This is a genomic window from Streptomyces sp. NPDC001922 (assembly GCF_042891165.1).
In the GTDB taxonomy this organism is placed as follows: domain Bacteria; phylum Actinomycetota; class Actinomycetes; order Streptomycetales; family Streptomycetaceae; genus Streptomyces.
The window spans coordinates 412188-427160 of the sequence record NZ_JBIASV010000006.1; the positions used below are offsets into that span (position 1 = coordinate 412188).

The window sequence follows — 14973 nt, forward strand, 5'->3', positions numbered from 1 at the left end:
ACTTCCGCTTCTAATTCTTTGGAGCCAGAGGAGAGTCGCCAGCCGCCGCCCTAGCCTCGTTCACCAGGTCGATGTCATACTTGTCGATTTGAACCGGCACGATGTACGGAGAAGACAATGTCTTCAATCGCACGTACCCTCGGTCTTCCGAAGAGAGGATGGCCGGAGCAAAGGCGCCGAAGTCATAGAACTTCGACAACTCCTGCAACTCCTTGGTGTTGTTCAGATGCGCCACGACCCAGTTCGCAGTGTTGGCCTTTACCTGGTGCGCCACTCCTGAAACTTCTTGAGTTGCATAGGTCATGCCGATATTCAGCTTGGCTGCTTCCTTCGCGAGCTTTACCCACACATCTGCGTCGTCCTTATATTTGTCCGACGAAAACAGGTTATGCGCTTCCTCCAGCATCACCTGAATCGAAGGCGGAACATCTCCGGAAGTGAACGCAGTCGTCTGCTTCGCCAGAAGCCTACGGGTGATGTTCTCGGACAACGTCTTAACGATTGGCGGAGACCCAACATGAAGGTCAACGATGACGACCCTTCCCTTGGTCAGCTCATCGTAGATTTCCTCAGCGGGATCAGCCTGAGTCGCCTCGTTATGAAAGTCGTTCAGATCCAGCAGGTTTCGCCATCCTCGGACGTTGCCGGACTGACCGGTTTGGCCTGTATAAATCGGCTCTGTAGACGTCCACCGCACATCATCACAGAAGTTTTCGGCTTCAGTATCGCCATCCTTACGCAACTCGATGATCGCATCGACTACGTCCCGGATGTCGCCTCCCTTTACGGAAACCGTCGTTTTACCTGCCGGAGTGAAGAATTTCTTGTTCTTCTTCTGCTCTACCGCCTTCCGCAGCGGTTCCCTCATGCCGATGAGGACGGAGAAGGGGTAGGCAGTTCCGGCGTTATGCTTGGGCAGCGTGAATCCGGCGCGAATTAGCGAGGCGTAAAGAATCAAACGCCCTCGTTGCGCACGCGTGGTCTCACTGAAGTTTCCCTGGACATCCGTGAACCTAGTCACCGCGAAGTCGTTGATATAGCCAGCCGATCCGTCGGAACGCAGCTTGTCGGCGATCAGCCCCTGTACGGCGCCGGCTTGTTCCGGGTCGAAGAAGTTGATACCCAGTGGTCGTACATGCGGCTGCGTGCCATCCGCCCCAAACTTGAAGATGCGGACGTGCTTCTCACCAATCGCCGCAATCTCTGTCCCGTCCTGAGTGTTGGGGTTCGCGTACTCACCCTGTGGGTCGAAGATCAGCTGACCAATCGGCCCTTCACCATTAGACCGACGCCGCTCAGACACAACAAAAGTCCGGGCAATGATAATTTTCGCGGTGTTGGACTTGCCCATGCGGGTCATTCCAAGCAAGCCAGTCTTCGTGCCGATGAAGTCGTGGATATTGACCGTCACGGCTGAGTCGTCTTGTTTTGCGACCTTAGCCCGCCGACGCGTGGCCGAGTAGCGCACGGCGCCAATTCGCACACGTTCCACATCTTTCTCGGAGGGCTTCAGATACGAGGCGATTTCAGAAAGACCATCACCGATCGGCTTCAGGACTCGATACGTCGACGTGGCATAGAAATTGTCGACGTCGGCACCGAAGTCGAGTCGCTTACGACCGTCGATGTCGGTCTCATAAAAGGTGCCCAAGATTCGACACCTGAGGCCAGTGAACGAGACTCGGTTCTTGGTGAAGGGATCGAGGTTAATATCCAGGACCACAGAGGGAGACGCGTCGCCATTGCTCGACAATGCGGCCCGCAACGCTTCCTCTCGGACTGCATGCAAATCCGATTCCATCGCGAGCGGCGCAGTTCCATCTACGCGCAGCAGCAGCACTTCGTCATCATCATGGGAATCCCCATCGATGTCTCGCGCCGTGGCCAGGAGGAAGGTGTACTGCGGGATACCGCCAGCCTCGAACTTCCACTTGTCGTGCGTCAGAACGATCGCCTCGGAATAGTCGAGACGATGAATCGCCCCGATGCGGATCGACCGAGTCTCCGCGAGAAGCGTCGACTCAAGAAGCGTTCCAGCCCCTACTCCGGGAAACAGCGAGACAGACACTATTCCTCCCCCCTGGGATGCATGTGCAGCTGACATGTTCCCACAACGTGCACTGTGTGAAAAGTGGATCAACCTCTCGCACTGCGCGTGGCTGAAATTCGACGTAGTGGCTCGTTATGGTTGTCACGCTCGTCTCGCGGACAGCTCGTTGAAGTGCCGCATCCTGCCCATTGAGTGCCATGCGTGCATATCAGCCGCCAGCCCTCAGGTGCCCCCCTCCCCGTGGCCGGCCTAAGAGGTGCACTTAGGAACTTCCGTGTCGAAATCCGTGCACGTGTTCGACCCGAACCCGGCACCTGAGGCCAGCGCCCACGGTCCTGACTCCGCCGTCGCCCGCTTCGACCGGAGCAATGGTCGGTTGCTATGGAGTCTGATAGACGTCTGCCTCATCTCTATTCAGGCCGTTGAGCTATGGCATCTCTCGTCCTGCCGACGCGCACACCATTGTCCAGATTTCCACTACGGAGACCTCGGACAGCGGGGCCGTCTCGGTGTAGCCGATGTAGGCGATCCCATTGTCCAGGACCACAGGGAAACCCGAGCGACGCCAATACCGCACAACCTCGTTCTCGACAGCACGAGCCGCAGCGCCGACTGCGAACCGCATCGTCTCAACTACGTTCCAACCAGACCGGCGGTGATCAGCGAGCCTCGTGTTCTTGGGACTGTCCTCGCATATCCCGATCTTGGCGGCAGCCAGCCGGGGTGACGCGACTAGATACAACAGTGCTGGCCTCGTGGGTTTGAAGCCGTTTTCTGCGCATTCCTCGCACGGCCCACTGCGAAACCTACTGTTGAGCACTGGTGAGCAACGATGCCCCTTGGCGATACAGTGTCCGGGCCATTTCGTGGCATCGTTCCGGTACGGGATCGCCGGGTCAGGAAGGTACCCCCACTCTCGTGCCAGCTGTCTGGCGTATTCTTCGGGATGCCGCTTCTTGCCACCGCAGCGCTCACAGCCTCCCTGACCATGCTTAATGTTGTCGAGTCGAGGTCCAGGGTCACAGACTGTCCAACAACGCAGACACCAAGCCCGTGTTGTGGTTCTGGCGTCGACGACCTCGACCATGGGTAGGACATGCCCAAGCTTGATCATTTCTGATCTGCGCTGATTGGCACGCTCTCGCTTTAGACAGCGCGTGCATGCGACTCTTCCCTTCTTCGCTAATGCTCGGACGGAGCTTAGGTATGTTCGGAACGGCTTATCGCGTCCTTCGCATCCCGGCTTCAGGCAACGAACGAGGAAGGGAATCGACGTTCTACCTGGGTACTCCTGCACAGGTTCGACACCAGATGCACGCAGTTCGAGCGTCGCAGTAGCGTGGTCAATCTTCGGTCTCTTCACCTGCCCAGCATCTAGCGGTGCACTGACAGCACGAAGGCGCCCCTACGACTTCAGCCCGCGAGCTGCCACTCTGTGGGGTGGTGCACGACCGCCGGTTCACTGCTCGGCGCAGCATATGGTGCAGGCTGGTAGGCCTACCCGAAGGCCGCCCGCTAGCCCAGCGAGCCCGTGGACCGCCTGTGGACGGGCAGTCCCTTCAGGCGACCAATCGGTCCGCTGACCTGGGGCAACCCTATGCATTGCATCGGCCTCCGGAGCCGTGTGCGCAGGTTCGAATCCTGCCGGGGGCACCTTGTACGAGGTGCCCAAAGACCCCGCCATCAGCGCTTTCGCTGAGACGGGGTCTTCGCGTATGTGCCGCCGTATGTTGGCGTCCATGGACTAGTGCGTGGGCAGGAAGGCGGGGTCATCGGCGCAGGTCACCGCGGCATGGCAAAGCCCGGGACGGTGTCCGGGGGCTTCGGAGCGTCCACCGTGGGCGGGGCACTCGTATGCGCGAAACGGGTCCTCGATCTGCAAAGCCTCAGCCAGTGGCTTTAGCGATGATGCGGTCCATCTCCTCCCGGCCGAAGGCCCGCAGGGTGGTGGAACGGACATTGCCCAGCCCGGCGACCTGCAAGAACACCGCAGTGGCGGTCTCGTCATCGGGCGCCTCCACCACTGCCACGAGGTCGTACGGACCGACGGTCCAGTAAAGGTTCAGGACTTTCACCCCCAGCTTCTGTGCCGCCGCGGCGAAGGCCTCGGCGCGCTGCGGGGTGTCCTTGTAGCCCCGGATCCCCTGATCGGTCCAGTTCAGCAGCGAGACAAACGTCGGCATGGTCATTCACCCCTATGAAGGAGACACAACACATCTCGATCCATGCTGAGCACCATGGCGCGTCATGCGCATGCAGAGGCAGGCCGGACGAGCGATACGAGCAGCGTCGACGCGACCGAGGTTGCCGAGCGTGCGGTTCGGTCTTGGTCGGCACCCTGTTCGGCAACATCCCCGACGGTTGCGGCCACAACGTCCTGGGCCAGCCGGCGGGCCGCAGTTGGGCGCGCCAAGCTTGCACATCATAGGGAGGGTGATCGCTGCGATGATCTTTCGATGCCCTCCCCTCTTGCTGAGCTGTGGCTTCGCGGCGTCGCCGCCAATCCGGCCGCGCCATCGGACGTCCTGTTGCGCCTGCTGCATCCGGCTGCGCGCCCCGCCTGGACGGTGCTGTGCCAGGAGCGGGCTCTTCCCGCGGATGTGGTCGATGCGGTGATCGGGCATCCGGCGCGGGCGGTTCGGCGGGCCTTCGCTCGCAATCGCCATGCCACCTCGGCGCAGCGGGGACGGCTGGTCGGCGACCCCGACGGTTTCGTCCGCGCCGACCTCGCCGCTGGCCCCCGCCCGCGGCTGGGGCGGGTCGAAGCGCTCCCCGCCGATGTCATCGAAACGCTGCTGACCGGGCAGGACGACGACGGTCACGATCAGCTGGTCACCGCTCCCGAGGTCGCGCAGGAGCTGGCGTTCTCCGGGCAGATACCGATGTCCTTCCACCGTGAGATGTGGGCTCACAGGAACCCCGTACTACGGGTGCAGGCAGCCGGCGGCTGGCTCTGGCTCACGCCCGGGCAACGCCGTGCCCTGCTGACCGATCCGGACCCTGCCGTACGCGACGCCGCGCGCAAGCACAGTCGGATCCTGATTCCGGCAGCCATGGAGGCCGAGCTGCCGGACACCGACTGCCACCACCGGTCGCTCCTGCTCGTCAACTACGCCGTCTCCCGCAAGGTGGCCGCCGCGTGCCTCGCCGACGGACGTGACCTGTGGTCCCTGGCCGACAACCGCCACACGCCGGCTGACGTCGTCGCGCGCCTTGCGGGCCATCCCGATCCCCGCGTACGCGAGCGCGTGGCCGCCCGGGCCGATCTCGATCCCTCCCTGCTGGAGGAACTCGGCAAGGATGCGGACGACACCGTGCGGACCCGGGCCCGGGTGCATCCTCTGCCACGCACTTGGGCGCAGCGTCAGGCCCTTGACGGGGTCGTCGGTCGCACCGCCGAGGAGATCGGCCCGGTCGACGAGCTGCGGGTGGAGCCGGACACCGGCTGGTACAGCGCATGTGCCGTTTCCGCCTCTCCCCTGCTCCGCCGGGTCGCCGCGACCTGTCCCGGGCTTCCTCCGGACCTGGTGCAGCGTCTGGCCGACGACCCCGACCCACAGGTGCGATACCTGCTCGCCTACAACCACCCGCTCGCGCCGGCCGAAACCGTCCTCGACGCCTTCCTGGCCACTCCACGGCAGCGCCCGTATCTCCTGACGTTGCCTCAGCTGCCCCGCACCGGCCTGCACCATCTCCTCGACCACGAGGACCCGGACGTACGCGAACTGGCTGCCGCCGACGCCACCTTGGACCGGCCGCCCGTCCACCTGATCGCCGACGCCGACGCCAAGGTTCGCCGAGCCGCCGCCGCCAACCCGCTGCTGCCTCTCGACCTGATCGCGACGCTTCTGGACCGCCCCGAGACCGCGGAAGGGGCGGCGGCCAACGCGGGCCTCTCCACCGAACGCCTTCACGAACTGCTCGACCGCGCCAGTCTGCCCCGCACCGCCGCTGAGTGAACCGACGTGCGTCGGCCGCGTCCCGCCCGGTCGCGTCGTTGCGCGCACTCGGGTGGGGTTCGCCGAGGTGCACCCGGTGCACAGTGCCCCGTCGGTTTCCACAGGATGCGGCAGCGACGGGGCGTCGTGCGCCGGGATGCTCAGCGGTCGCCGTGGTTCGTCAGGAGGCGTTCCATGTGGTCGAAGCGGGTGTGGAGGGCGCGGAGTTCGGTGTCCAGGGCCTCCTCGCCCTCGTGGGTGTACTGGCGGACCTCGGTGCCGAGGCGGTGGGCGTCCTGTTGGGCCTTGCCGACGAACCAGGTGGCGATCGCCGCGGTGACCATGCCGAAGGTGGTGATGCCGGCCAGCATGACGACCGCGGCGATGACCCGTCCCCAGGCCGTCACCGGGTACAGGTCCCCGTACCCGACGGTGGTCGCGGTCTCGATGGACCACCAGACGGCCTTGGGGTACGAGGTGATGTTGGCGCCCGGGGCGCCGTGTTCGGCGGGGACGACCAGGGCCGAGCCCGCCAGCAGGACGAGCGCGGTGGCCAGGGACATGCCGAGGGCGGCCCGGACGTGGAAGGTGCGCCACCACTTCTTGCCCAGCAGCCGGCCGAGGAAGAGCACGAAGAACGACTGCTGCACGGAACGCATCCCCCTGGCGACGGGCACGGGCAGGGCTTCGGGGCGAGGCTACCGCCGCGGGAGGCGGGTGGAGGGCTGACACACGCGGCCGGTACGGGTGCGCGGCGCACGGCCTTTCGGCAGGGGCCACACGGTCTGTCGAGCAGGTGCCACAAGGCCGGTGCGCGGGACAAGGCCGGTGCGCCGGTGCGCGCCACCGCGCCCGTCGGTGTCAGCCCTCGGCCCGGCCTCCGCCTCAGCCCTCGACATCAGCCCTCGTCGTCAGCCGTCCGCGTCAGCCGTTCCCGCTCCCGGCCCCGAGCCGGCTCCCCCGTGGGCCTCGCTGTGGGCCGCGCGGGAGCGGGTCCAGATCTCCTGGGTGATCAGGCCGCGGTCCCGGAGGCGGTCCAGGACGATGTCGCCGCGCGGGGCCCGGACCGCGGTGGTCAGGGCCCTCAGCAGGGCGGGGTGGGCGCGGGCGGGGTCGCCCCGGTCGTGGGCGTCGAAGGCCTGTTCCGCGGCGGTGAAGGGGTCGTCGGGGGCGGCTTCGGCGGCTTCCGTCAGGTGCCGGGCCGCGGCGTCCCGGTCCCCGAAGGCCAGGGCCGCGCTGTAGCGGCCCATGGCCAGGCCGTGCCGCAGGCCTGCCGGGTCCGCGGCCATGGCGGTGCCGGGGGCCTGGCGCAGGGCCTCGGCGCCCTTGCCGAACAGCCGGTCCGCGCGGTGCGGTGCGCGGGCCGTGAGGGCCAGGTGGCCCAGGCGCAGCAGGACATCGGGGTTGAGGGGCCGCAGGACGAGGAGTTCGGTCCAGGTCTTCTCGGCCTCCGCGGTGCGTCCCAGGCACTCCTGGCAGTCGCCGAGGCGGAGCAGGGCGAGCGGGCCCGGTTCGGTCGCCGGGGCGGGGAGGGCGGCGAGGACGTGGCGGAGGTCCTGTTCCGCGGTGAGGGCGTCGCCGCTGTCGTACGCCGATTCGGCCCGCATCAGCAGGGGTTCGACGGTGTCCTCCAGGGTGGGTGCGGCGTGCACCAGGGCCCAGTCGAGGAGTTCGCGGACCCGGGGCGCGTGACCGGAACCTCCGTAGAGCAGGATCCTGGCCGCTCCGACGACCAGCGGCCCGCTGTGGGGCGCCTGTTCCAGGGCGGGGGCCAGACGCCGCAGGGCGGCCTCGGGGTGGCCCGCGCCAAGGAGTTCGGCCGCGGCCCGGAGGGTGCCGTTCATCTCCTCGAAGCCCATGCGGATCTCGGCGGGCAGGACCGGTCCGGCGACGCGCCGGCGCCAGTCGTCGAGGACCGCGTCGACGGTGTCGGCCCGCAGGGCCCGGTCCGGCGGGGCTCCGGTGCGGGAGGTCCAGCCGGGCACGAACAGCGGCAGCGGCGGGGCGACCGGTTCGCGCCGGGGCGGTACGCCGAGGGTGCGGGCGGGGTCGGCCGGGCCGCCGGTGCGGTCGTCGACGGCCACCCAGGCGGGCGCGCGGAAGTTCTTGACCTGCACGTCGACGCGCCAGAACGCCGCCGAGGAGGTGCCGTGCAGATCGTGGGCGACGACGTCCCGGTAGAGGTCGTCGGAGACGATGACGGCCAGCCCGGCCGCGGGGTAGGCGTCGACGGCGCCGCGCAGGGCGTCGCTGTCGAGCATGCGCGGCACCTCGATGGCCACGTTGGTGGAGTAGCCGAGCGGCTGTTCGCGGAGCATGCCCTGGCCGAGGCTGAGCCGGGCCCGCATCCGGGCGGCGTCCGGCGCCGTCGCGTTGTGGTGGCGCAGGCCGGCGCCGAGGACCCGGACGAACGCGGCGATCGTCCGGGCCTCGTCGATCCCGGCGGGGAGGACGATGAACGCCCCGTCGCCGGCGGCCTGGAGCCGCCACTTCCGGAAGTCCGTTCCGCCGTCGATCGCGGTGGCCCGGAGCAGGAGGTGCAGCAGCCGTTGCAGCGCCTCCCGCTCCGGGGCGCGGGTGCGGCGGCTCCACGCGACGATGTCCACGCCCGCGCAGAGCCGCCGTTCGCCGGAGAGCATCATGCGGCCGGTCAGTACCGGAACCAGTCGACGATGCTGTCCCATATCGAGCCGATGGTGTTCTTGAGCGACTCCCACAGGCTCCGGGCGGCGTCGCGCAGCCACCTCAGGAAGGCGTCGACGTTCGCGAGGACCTGTTCCAGTTTGCTGCGCGACAGCTGGTCGAGCATGGATTCGAGTCTGGCCCGCTGGGCGCTGGTGAGTGTGGCCACGGTGGTCGTTTCCTTTCCCGGGTTCTCAGATGAAGAGGCGGCGTACCCGCTGCCAGATGTCGTGGGCGTAGGCCCGTACGCGCCTGAGGAGTTCGCTGCCCGCGTCCAGCACGTCGGCCAGCCATTCCAGGAACGCCGACACGGAGCGCAGGATCGCGGCGAGGGAGGTCTGGGATTCGCGTTCCAGGAGGCGGTGGATCTCGGCCTGCTGGCGGTTGGAGAGGGTCACCGCGGTCATGCCTTTCCGGAGCCGTGGCCCTCGGCGCGCCGCCGGGCGACGTACTCCTGGACCTCGGGGGCGGCCAGTTCGAAGGGGTCGGCGGTGTCGACGGGCAGTTTCCAGGCGGCCTTCCCGGCGGACTTGATGAGGGTGATCAGCAGGTCGTCGAGCCGGTAGCGGCGCTCTGCGGAGTAGTGGGCGATGTTTCCGGCGCGCAGTCCCGGGACCTGGCGGGCGAGTTTGCGCGCGATGTCGCGGCACCGGCCGTCGATGGACTTCTCCTGCTCGACGTCGGGGAAGTTGAGGGTGGCGTCCCAGCTGCCGGGGCCGATGAGGTCGACCTTGTTGAGGCCGATGACCAGGCGGCGGCGCCGGCCGTCGTTGAGGATCGGCAGGATGACGTCGTTGAAGATCCGCTGGTCCTCGCCGAGGAGCCGTTCGGTGGCCTCCAGGACGTAGAGCACGACGTCGGCCTGGGGCAGGTGCTCGCGGTAGATGCCCTCGAAGATCCGGTCCTCTTCGATGCCCTCGCCGAGCCCCGGCATGTCGAGGATGTGCAGGGCACCGCCGCCGCGCAGGGCGAACTCCTTGAGCTGCGCCTCCGAGGTGCCGCGCAGGGCGTGGCTGACCTTGAACTCGGCGGAGAACAGGTTGTTGATGGTGGTGGTCTTGCCGACGCCCGCCTTGCCGATGACGGCGACCCGGGGCGGGTTGGCGGCGCGCTCCTCGGCGACGAGCCGGGTGAGCTTGTCGGTGTTCTCGTCGCCGAGGATGCGGCGGAGGGCGTCGGGGGCCTTGCCGGTCTGGGTGAGCCCGAACATGCCGTTCAGGAAGGTCTTGTCCTTGTCCATGATGGTCAGCGCTCCGTGGTGGAAGCGGCCATGAGGCCGACGCGGATGTGTTCGGTGAGCGTGTCCAGGCCGTACTGCTCGGTCGTGGAACACGGGATGATGTCGCCCTCGGTGAGGGCGGGCAGGTAGGGCGCGAGCTTCCCGTAGACGTTGCCGACCTGCTGGGTCAGCGCGACGCGCTGGCCGGGCGAGGGCCGGCGGGCGGCGTGGTCCCAGTCGCCGGGGCCGATGGTGTCGGCCCGGGTGATGGCGACCGTGACGCCGGTGTGCGGTCCGAGGGTGTGGGCGAGGGCCCGCAGCGCCTCCTGGTCGGGGCGGAAGGCCCGCGGGTGGGCCTGGACGACCCAGACCGCGTGGTCGAGCCGGGGCAGCAGGGCGGTGTACAGCTCCCGGTACGCCTCCTCCGTCTCCTGGCTCTCGGCGTAGCCGGGGGTGTCGACGACGTCGACGGGAAGGGCGCCGTGCCCGGTGGTGCGGAGCACGGCGGGGACGTGGTGCAGGTCCAGGGTGGTGGCCTGGAACCGCCCCGTTTCGAGATCCAGGCCGAACAGGGCATTGATCAGTGAGGACTTGCCGGCCCCGCACTTGCCGAGGAACGCAATGCGCATCGCGGGACTCCTTTCAGCCGATGGCCTCGTTTCTACGGGAGCCGGGGGAAGCGGACCCCGAGCCAGGACGGGGTTCGGGCCGCGGGTGTCGAACAGTTCGCACCAGGTCCACCGGCCGTCGGTGAAGGAGCCGTGCCGGGGCAGGGCGGAGCAGTCGGCGCGGTGGGGATCCGCGGGTACGGCATCGGGGCGGGACGCGGTGGGGCCGGGGGCGGCATCGGGACGGGACACGGTGGCGTCGTGGGCCGTGCCGGACGCGGTGGGGCCCGGGTCGTCGGCGGTGGAGACAGGGGCGCCGGCGGTGGAGAGATGGAGGCCGGCGGTGGAGACGTCGGTCCGGGAGACGGAGAGGTCGTGGGCGAGTGGCTCGGCGACCACCACGACGAGGTCGGTGTCCGGCCGCACGGCGAGCCGGCTCTCCAGCCAGGCACCGGAGCAGGCGCGGCGGACGGCGACCACCGCCCCTCCGCCGAAGCCGGCTTCGCCGAGCCGGGTGAGCCCTTCGGCGACGGCGATCCGGAGCCGAAGGCGGTGGGGGGCACCGGGGAGTGTGCGGACCCGGTGGTCCGCGGTGGCCGGGTGCGCAGGGGGTCCGGCCGCAGGTCCGGGGGGCATCGCGGGTCCCGCGCGGCGCACAGGTTCCGAGGGGACCGCGGCCCGCACGTGGCCCGCAGGCGCCGAGCCGTCCGGCCCAGAGTCGTCCGTGGGCCCCGAGTCGTCCGAGGCGTCCGCGGGTTCCGAGGCGTCCGCAGACCACGGCTCGTCCGTGGTTCCCGAGCTTTCCGCGGGTCCATGGCGGGCTGCCGCGTTGTGCGCCGCCAGGCGGTCGCGGAGCCGCCCGAGGAAGGTGGCCAGCGCGGCCGGTTCGTCGATTCCGGGCGGCCACACTCCGAGCACACCGCCCTCGGAGGTGACCTCCCACAGCGCCCGGTCCAGTCCGGGTACCGCGCAGGCGTCCCGCAGCAGCGGGAGCACGTCGTCCGTCCCGTCCGGCACACCCACCGCGACGCACAAGCGGCGGACGTCGTGCGGGACTTCCAGGGTTGCGTCGGGGGGTTGCCCGACGGGGCCTTGTGTCATCCGCTCACGGTGCCGGAGCCCGGATTCCCGCACACCGAGGTGGAGCGGGATTCGGCGGCCCGGCCGCTTCCCGACGAACGGGCCCCGGGGCACGATGAGTTGCCGGGCGACCGGCGCCCGTCGCCGAGCCGGCTCGCGGCGGCCCGGCCGGCTGGCGGGGCGGGGGCGTGAGCCCCCGCCCCCTCAGGGCATCCCGAGCGCCGCCTTGTGCAGTGCCTCGACATCGCGGATGACGATCCTGCGGTAGCCGACGGAAATGGTGCCCTCGGCCCGGAATTCGGCGAACGTCTCGTTCACCGACCGTTCCGTCGCGCCCACCAGCGCGGCGATCTCCGCCTGGTTGAGGCCGACCGCGATCATGATCCCCTCCGGGGCGGGGATGCCCCAGTGGGTGACGAGTTCGAGCAGCACCCGGGCCAGCCGGGCGCGGACCGAGCCGTCGACGTACTCCAGCCGCCGCCGTATGGCCGAGCGGAACTTGGCGGTGACGCTGCGCGTCACGGCGTCGTACACCGCCGGGTGCCGGGCCAGGAAGGCGCGGAACGCCTCACCCCCGATGCAGCGGCAGACCACGGCGCCGGCGGCCGTGGCGGTCGCCGTGCGGGGGCTGCCGTCGATGACACCGATCTCGCCGACCAGGTCTCCCCGGGACCGGACGGCGAGCAGTGCCAGCTGTTCCTCCGCGGTGATCGCGGTCACCTTCACATAGCCGTCCAGGACGATGTACACGTCGTGGGCGGTCTCCTCCTGGCGCATCAGTACGCTGCCCGCGCCGTACTGGCGGCCGGTGCCGAGCGTCAGCAGCTCCCCCCGCTCCTCCAAGCCGAGCCCGGCCAGCAGGCTTCCCACCGGGAATTCATCGGACATCCCCCGCTCCTCCCCCTCGACACATGATTACCACCGCTCAGGGGCAATTCGGAGGGTTGTCGCGAGAATGGACATCCGTGCGAAAGCCGGTCTGTCGGGCGCCTGTTCCTGCGGGGCCGCGCCCCTTCGCCGGGAGGCCGCGGCAGCCGGCACACGGCGCCCGCCGCGGCACCGGTCCGCGGCGGGCGGAGTGCGCGGGAGGAGTGCGCGGGAGGAGTCCGGACATGGCGCCATCACGCGGGGCGCGGGGCCGCCGTCGATACCGAAGCGAGACCGGTGGACGGTGGACCTCCCGGTGACCGCGGGAGAGACTCGGCTTTCGCGCCGGGCCTTTCCGACGGTCAATTCGGCGCTGCAGAGCGGGCATGCACAACAGAGGGCGGTAAAGGCAGTGCGGCGGCGATTCTCAGGTTTTGTCGCGGCAGGGGTCGCGACGTCCCTGCTGTGCACGCTGACGGCATGCGGCGGAAGTTCCGTCGGATCCGGCGACGTGACGCTCAAACTGGTGGCGGCCGACTACGGGGACCGTCCCGGCAACAGTTCGAAGCGCTACTGGGACCAGCTGGCCGGGGAATTCGAGTTCCAGCACCCCGGCATCACCGTGGACGTCGACGTGTACGACTGGAACACGATCGACCAGAAGGTCGACGCCCTGGTGAAAGCGGGCAAGGCCCCCGACATCGCACAGACCGGCTCGTACGCCGACTACGCGGCCCAGGGCAAGCTCTACCCGGCGGACCAGCTGCTCTCCATTCCCACTCAGGCCGCATTCCTCCCCGCTCTCGCCGAAGCGGGACAGGTGCGCCGGATCCAGTACGGAATGCCGTTCGTCGCCAGCACCCGGGTGCTCTTCTACAACAAGGACCTGCTGGCGAAGGCGGGAATCCAGGACCCGCCGGAGACCTGGGAGGAGCTTCGGTCGGACGCCGCCGCGCTGCGGCGGGCCGGCGTGCAGGTGCCGTACGCGCTGCCGCTGGGCACGGAGGAAGCGCAGGCGGAGACGTTGAACTGGATGCTCAGCGGCGGGGGCGGCTACACCGACGGGGTCGGCAGCTACACCATCGACTCCCCGGAGAACATCGAGACGTTCACCTGGCTGCGGGACGAACTCGTCGGCGCCGGACTCACCAACAAGTCCCCGTCCCGCACGGACCGGCGGGCCGCGTTCGACGCCTTCACCCGGGGCGACGTCGCCATGGTCAACGGCCATCCGACGCTGATGCAGCTCGCCCAGGAGAACGGCATCCGGTACGGCACGGCTCCGCTGCCGGGAAAGAAGGGCCCGTCCAAGGCGACGACAGGGGTCGCCGACTGGATCATGGCTTTCCAGCGGAACGGCCACCGCAAGGAAATCGGAGAATTCCTCGACTTCGTCTACGAGGAGAAGAACGTGCTGAAGTTCACCGGCCAGTACGACCTGCTGCCGGTGACCAACTCCGCCTCCGACACCATGCGTTCGGACCCCGCCCAGCGGAAAGTCCGCCCGTTCCTGGACCAGTTGCCCGGAGCGAAGTTCTATCCGGTCGGCAAGAGGTCGTGGGGAGCGACGGTGCGCGCACTCAAAACGTCGATCGGGAGCACCGTGGAACGGAACGGCGACCCGGCGAGCGTGCTCGGCTCACTCCAGCGCAAAGCCGGCCTCCTGGAGAATTCCACCCCCTGACGGACGCCGGCCTGCCCGCATCCCTGAACCGCCCCCCTGAAGCACTCCCGAAGCACTTCCGAAGCGCTCCCCACCAGCAATAATCACCCATCGTGACAAGTTGCGCACAACAGGTGTCCGATTTAGCGTTGTACCTGCGGGTTGGCCGCTCTTCGCCCTTCACCCCCGGTCCGGGTCTCCGCCGGAGAGACCGGGGTGAGGCCCGTCCCGGGCGCACGCCCGGCCCGTCGCGCCGGCACCCGGCGCCCGGCGCCCCTCCTGATTCCCTGCCGGACACCGCCCCTGCCGGAACCGCCACGCCGGACACCCCTCGCCGAGGAGGACCACGATGCCGCAGTCGAAGCTCCGCAGGCTCGCCGTCGCCGCCGCCACCGGCACCCTCGCCACCCTCACCGCCATCGGCCCCGCCGTGGCCGACTCCCCCGACGGCACGGACCCGCGCTCCGACAGCGAAGGCTTCCGCCCGGACGGCGGCGACCCCAGCGGCGACCCCCGCTCCGACAGCCGTTCCGACAGCCGCTTCGACGACGGCGACCAGCGCTCCGACGGCCGGGACCACCGCGCCCCCCACCGGGGCCGGGTCACCGCCCGGTCCGGCCTGATCCTGCGGGACGCCCCGAGCCTCCACGCCCGGATCGTCGGACAGCTCCCCCACGGCACGGTCGTCCGGATCAGCTGCAAGGCCAACAGCGACCACGTGGCCGGCAACCCCCGCTGGTACCTGCTGGAGAACGGCAAGTGGGCCTGGGCCTCCGCGCGCTACATCGAGAACATCGGCCCCGCCCCGGCCTGGTGCTGACGTCCCGCCACCGGAGCGCCGACCGCGGCCTCCCGGCGTCTCCGCG

12 protein-coding genes are annotated in these 14973 nt (G+C 68.8%); 3 read left to right on the top strand and 9 right to left on the bottom strand.

Annotation, left to right across the window (positions count from 1 at the left end; all coding sequences use genetic code 11):
• Positions 1-10: 10 nt before the first annotated feature.
• Both ACFYYR_RS13680 and ACFYYR_RS13685 read right to left on the bottom strand, forming a co-directional pair.
• Positions 11-2068, bottom strand: a complete 2058-nt coding sequence (locus ACFYYR_RS13680; protein ID WP_388851260.1) for a helicase HerA domain-containing protein — start codon at positions 2066-2068, stop codon at positions 11-13.
• 1868 nt (positions 2069-3936) lie between these two features.
• A complete protein-coding gene (locus ACFYYR_RS13685) occupies positions 3937-4233 on the bottom strand; it encodes a GYD domain-containing protein (protein WP_388851263.1) in 297 nt (98 codons plus the stop codon).
• 273 nt (positions 4234-4506) lie between these two features.
• On the opposite strand from ACFYYR_RS13685, the gene ACFYYR_RS13690 reads away from it, so the two are divergent.
• Positions 4507-6009, top strand: a complete 1503-nt coding sequence (locus tag ACFYYR_RS13690) for a hypothetical protein (RefSeq protein ID WP_388851266.1) — start codon at positions 4507-4509, stop codon at positions 6007-6009.
• Positions 6010-6149: 140 nt separating this feature from the next.
• On the opposite strand, the gene ACFYYR_RS13695 is transcribed toward ACFYYR_RS13690, so the two are convergent.
• The 7 genes from ACFYYR_RS13695 to ACFYYR_RS13725 form a co-directional block, all read right to left on the bottom strand.
• Entirely contained in the window at positions 6150-6647 is a 498-nt protein-coding gene (locus tag ACFYYR_RS13695) for a potassium channel family protein (RefSeq protein ID WP_388851412.1), read from the bottom strand.
• A gap of 252 nt (positions 6648-6899) precedes the next feature.
• A complete protein-coding gene (locus tag ACFYYR_RS13700; protein ID WP_388851269.1) occupies positions 6900-8672 on the bottom strand; it encodes a hypothetical protein in 1773 nt (590 codons plus the stop codon).
• Positions 8639-8839 (bottom strand): hypothetical protein, encoded by a 201-nt coding sequence (locus ACFYYR_RS13705; RefSeq protein ID WP_388851272.1) that lies wholly within the window; start codon positions 8837-8839, stop codon positions 8639-8641. The genes ACFYYR_RS13700 and ACFYYR_RS13705 overlap by 34 nt, the downstream gene beginning before the upstream one ends.
• Positions 8840-8864: 25 nt before the next feature.
• Positions 8865-9077 carry a hypothetical protein gene (locus tag ACFYYR_RS13710; protein ID WP_351509958.1) on the bottom strand — a complete coding sequence of 71 codons (213 nt, stop codon included), beginning with the start codon at positions 9075-9077 and terminating at the stop codon, positions 8865-8867.
• Positions 9074-9910: a GTPase family protein gene (locus ACFYYR_RS13715; RefSeq protein ID WP_388851276.1), complete on the bottom strand. Its 837-nt coding sequence runs from the start codon at positions 9908-9910 to the stop codon at positions 9074-9076. Before ACFYYR_RS13715 ends, ACFYYR_RS13710 begins: the two co-directional genes overlap by 4 nt.
• Positions 9911-9915: 5 nt before the next feature.
• Positions 9916-11598: a GTPase gene (locus ACFYYR_RS13720; protein WP_388851279.1), complete on the bottom strand. Its 1683-nt coding sequence runs from the start codon at positions 11596-11598 to the stop codon at positions 9916-9918.
• Between the two features lie 183 nt (positions 11599-11781).
• Positions 11782-12465, bottom strand: coding sequence for a Crp/Fnr family transcriptional regulator (locus ACFYYR_RS13725; protein ID WP_388851282.1), 684 nt, complete (start codon positions 12463-12465; stop codon positions 11782-11784).
• Positions 12466-12955: 490 nt separating this feature from the next.
• On the opposite strand from ACFYYR_RS13725, the gene ACFYYR_RS13730 reads away from it, so the two are divergent.
• Together ACFYYR_RS13730 and ACFYYR_RS13735 are read left to right on the top strand one after the other, a co-directional pair.
• Positions 12956-14128, top strand: a complete 1173-nt coding sequence (locus ACFYYR_RS13730) for an extracellular solute-binding protein (protein WP_388851285.1) — start codon at positions 12956-12958, stop codon at positions 14126-14128.
• Between the two features lie 328 nt (positions 14129-14456).
• The gene (locus ACFYYR_RS13735; RefSeq protein ID WP_388851288.1) at positions 14457-14927 is read left to right on the top strand and encodes an SH3 domain-containing protein; all 471 of its coding nucleotides are present in this window, start codon (positions 14457-14459) and stop codon (positions 14925-14927) included.
• The last annotated feature ends 46 nt before the right edge of the window (positions 14928-14973 follow it).

Coding starts and splice junctions, on each gene's coding strand:
- ACFYYR_RS13685 (WP_388851263.1), bottom strand. CDS start 4,233: ATGCCGACGTTTGTCTCGCTGCTGAACTGGACCGATCAGGGGATCCGG.
- ACFYYR_RS13690 (WP_388851266.1), top strand. CDS start 4,507: ATGCCCTCCCCTCTTGCTGAGCTGTGGCTTCGCGGCGTCGCCGCCAAT.
- ACFYYR_RS13695 (WP_388851412.1), bottom strand. CDS start 6,647: ATGCGTTCCGTGCAGCAGTCGTTCTTCGTGCTCTTCCTCGGCCGGCTG.
- ACFYYR_RS13700 (WP_388851269.1), bottom strand. CDS start 8,672: ATGGGACAGCATCGTCGACTGGTTCCGGTACTGACCGGCCGCATGATG.
- ACFYYR_RS13710 (WP_351509958.1), bottom strand. CDS start 9,077: ATGACCGCGGTGACCCTCTCCAACCGCCAGCAGGCCGAGATCCACCGC.
- ACFYYR_RS13715 (WP_388851276.1), bottom strand. CDS start 9,910: ATGGACAAGGACAAGACCTTCCTGAACGGCATGTTCGGGCTCACCCAG.
- ACFYYR_RS13720 (WP_388851279.1), bottom strand. CDS start 11,598: ATGACACAAGGCCCCGTCGGGCAACCCCCCGACGCAACCCTGGAAGTC.
- ACFYYR_RS13725 (WP_388851282.1), bottom strand. CDS start 12,465: ATGTCCGATGAATTCCCGGTGGGAAGCCTGCTGGCCGGGCTCGGCTTG.
- ACFYYR_RS13735 (WP_388851288.1), top strand. CDS start 14,457: ATGCCGCAGTCGAAGCTCCGCAGGCTCGCCGTCGCCGCCGCCACCGGC.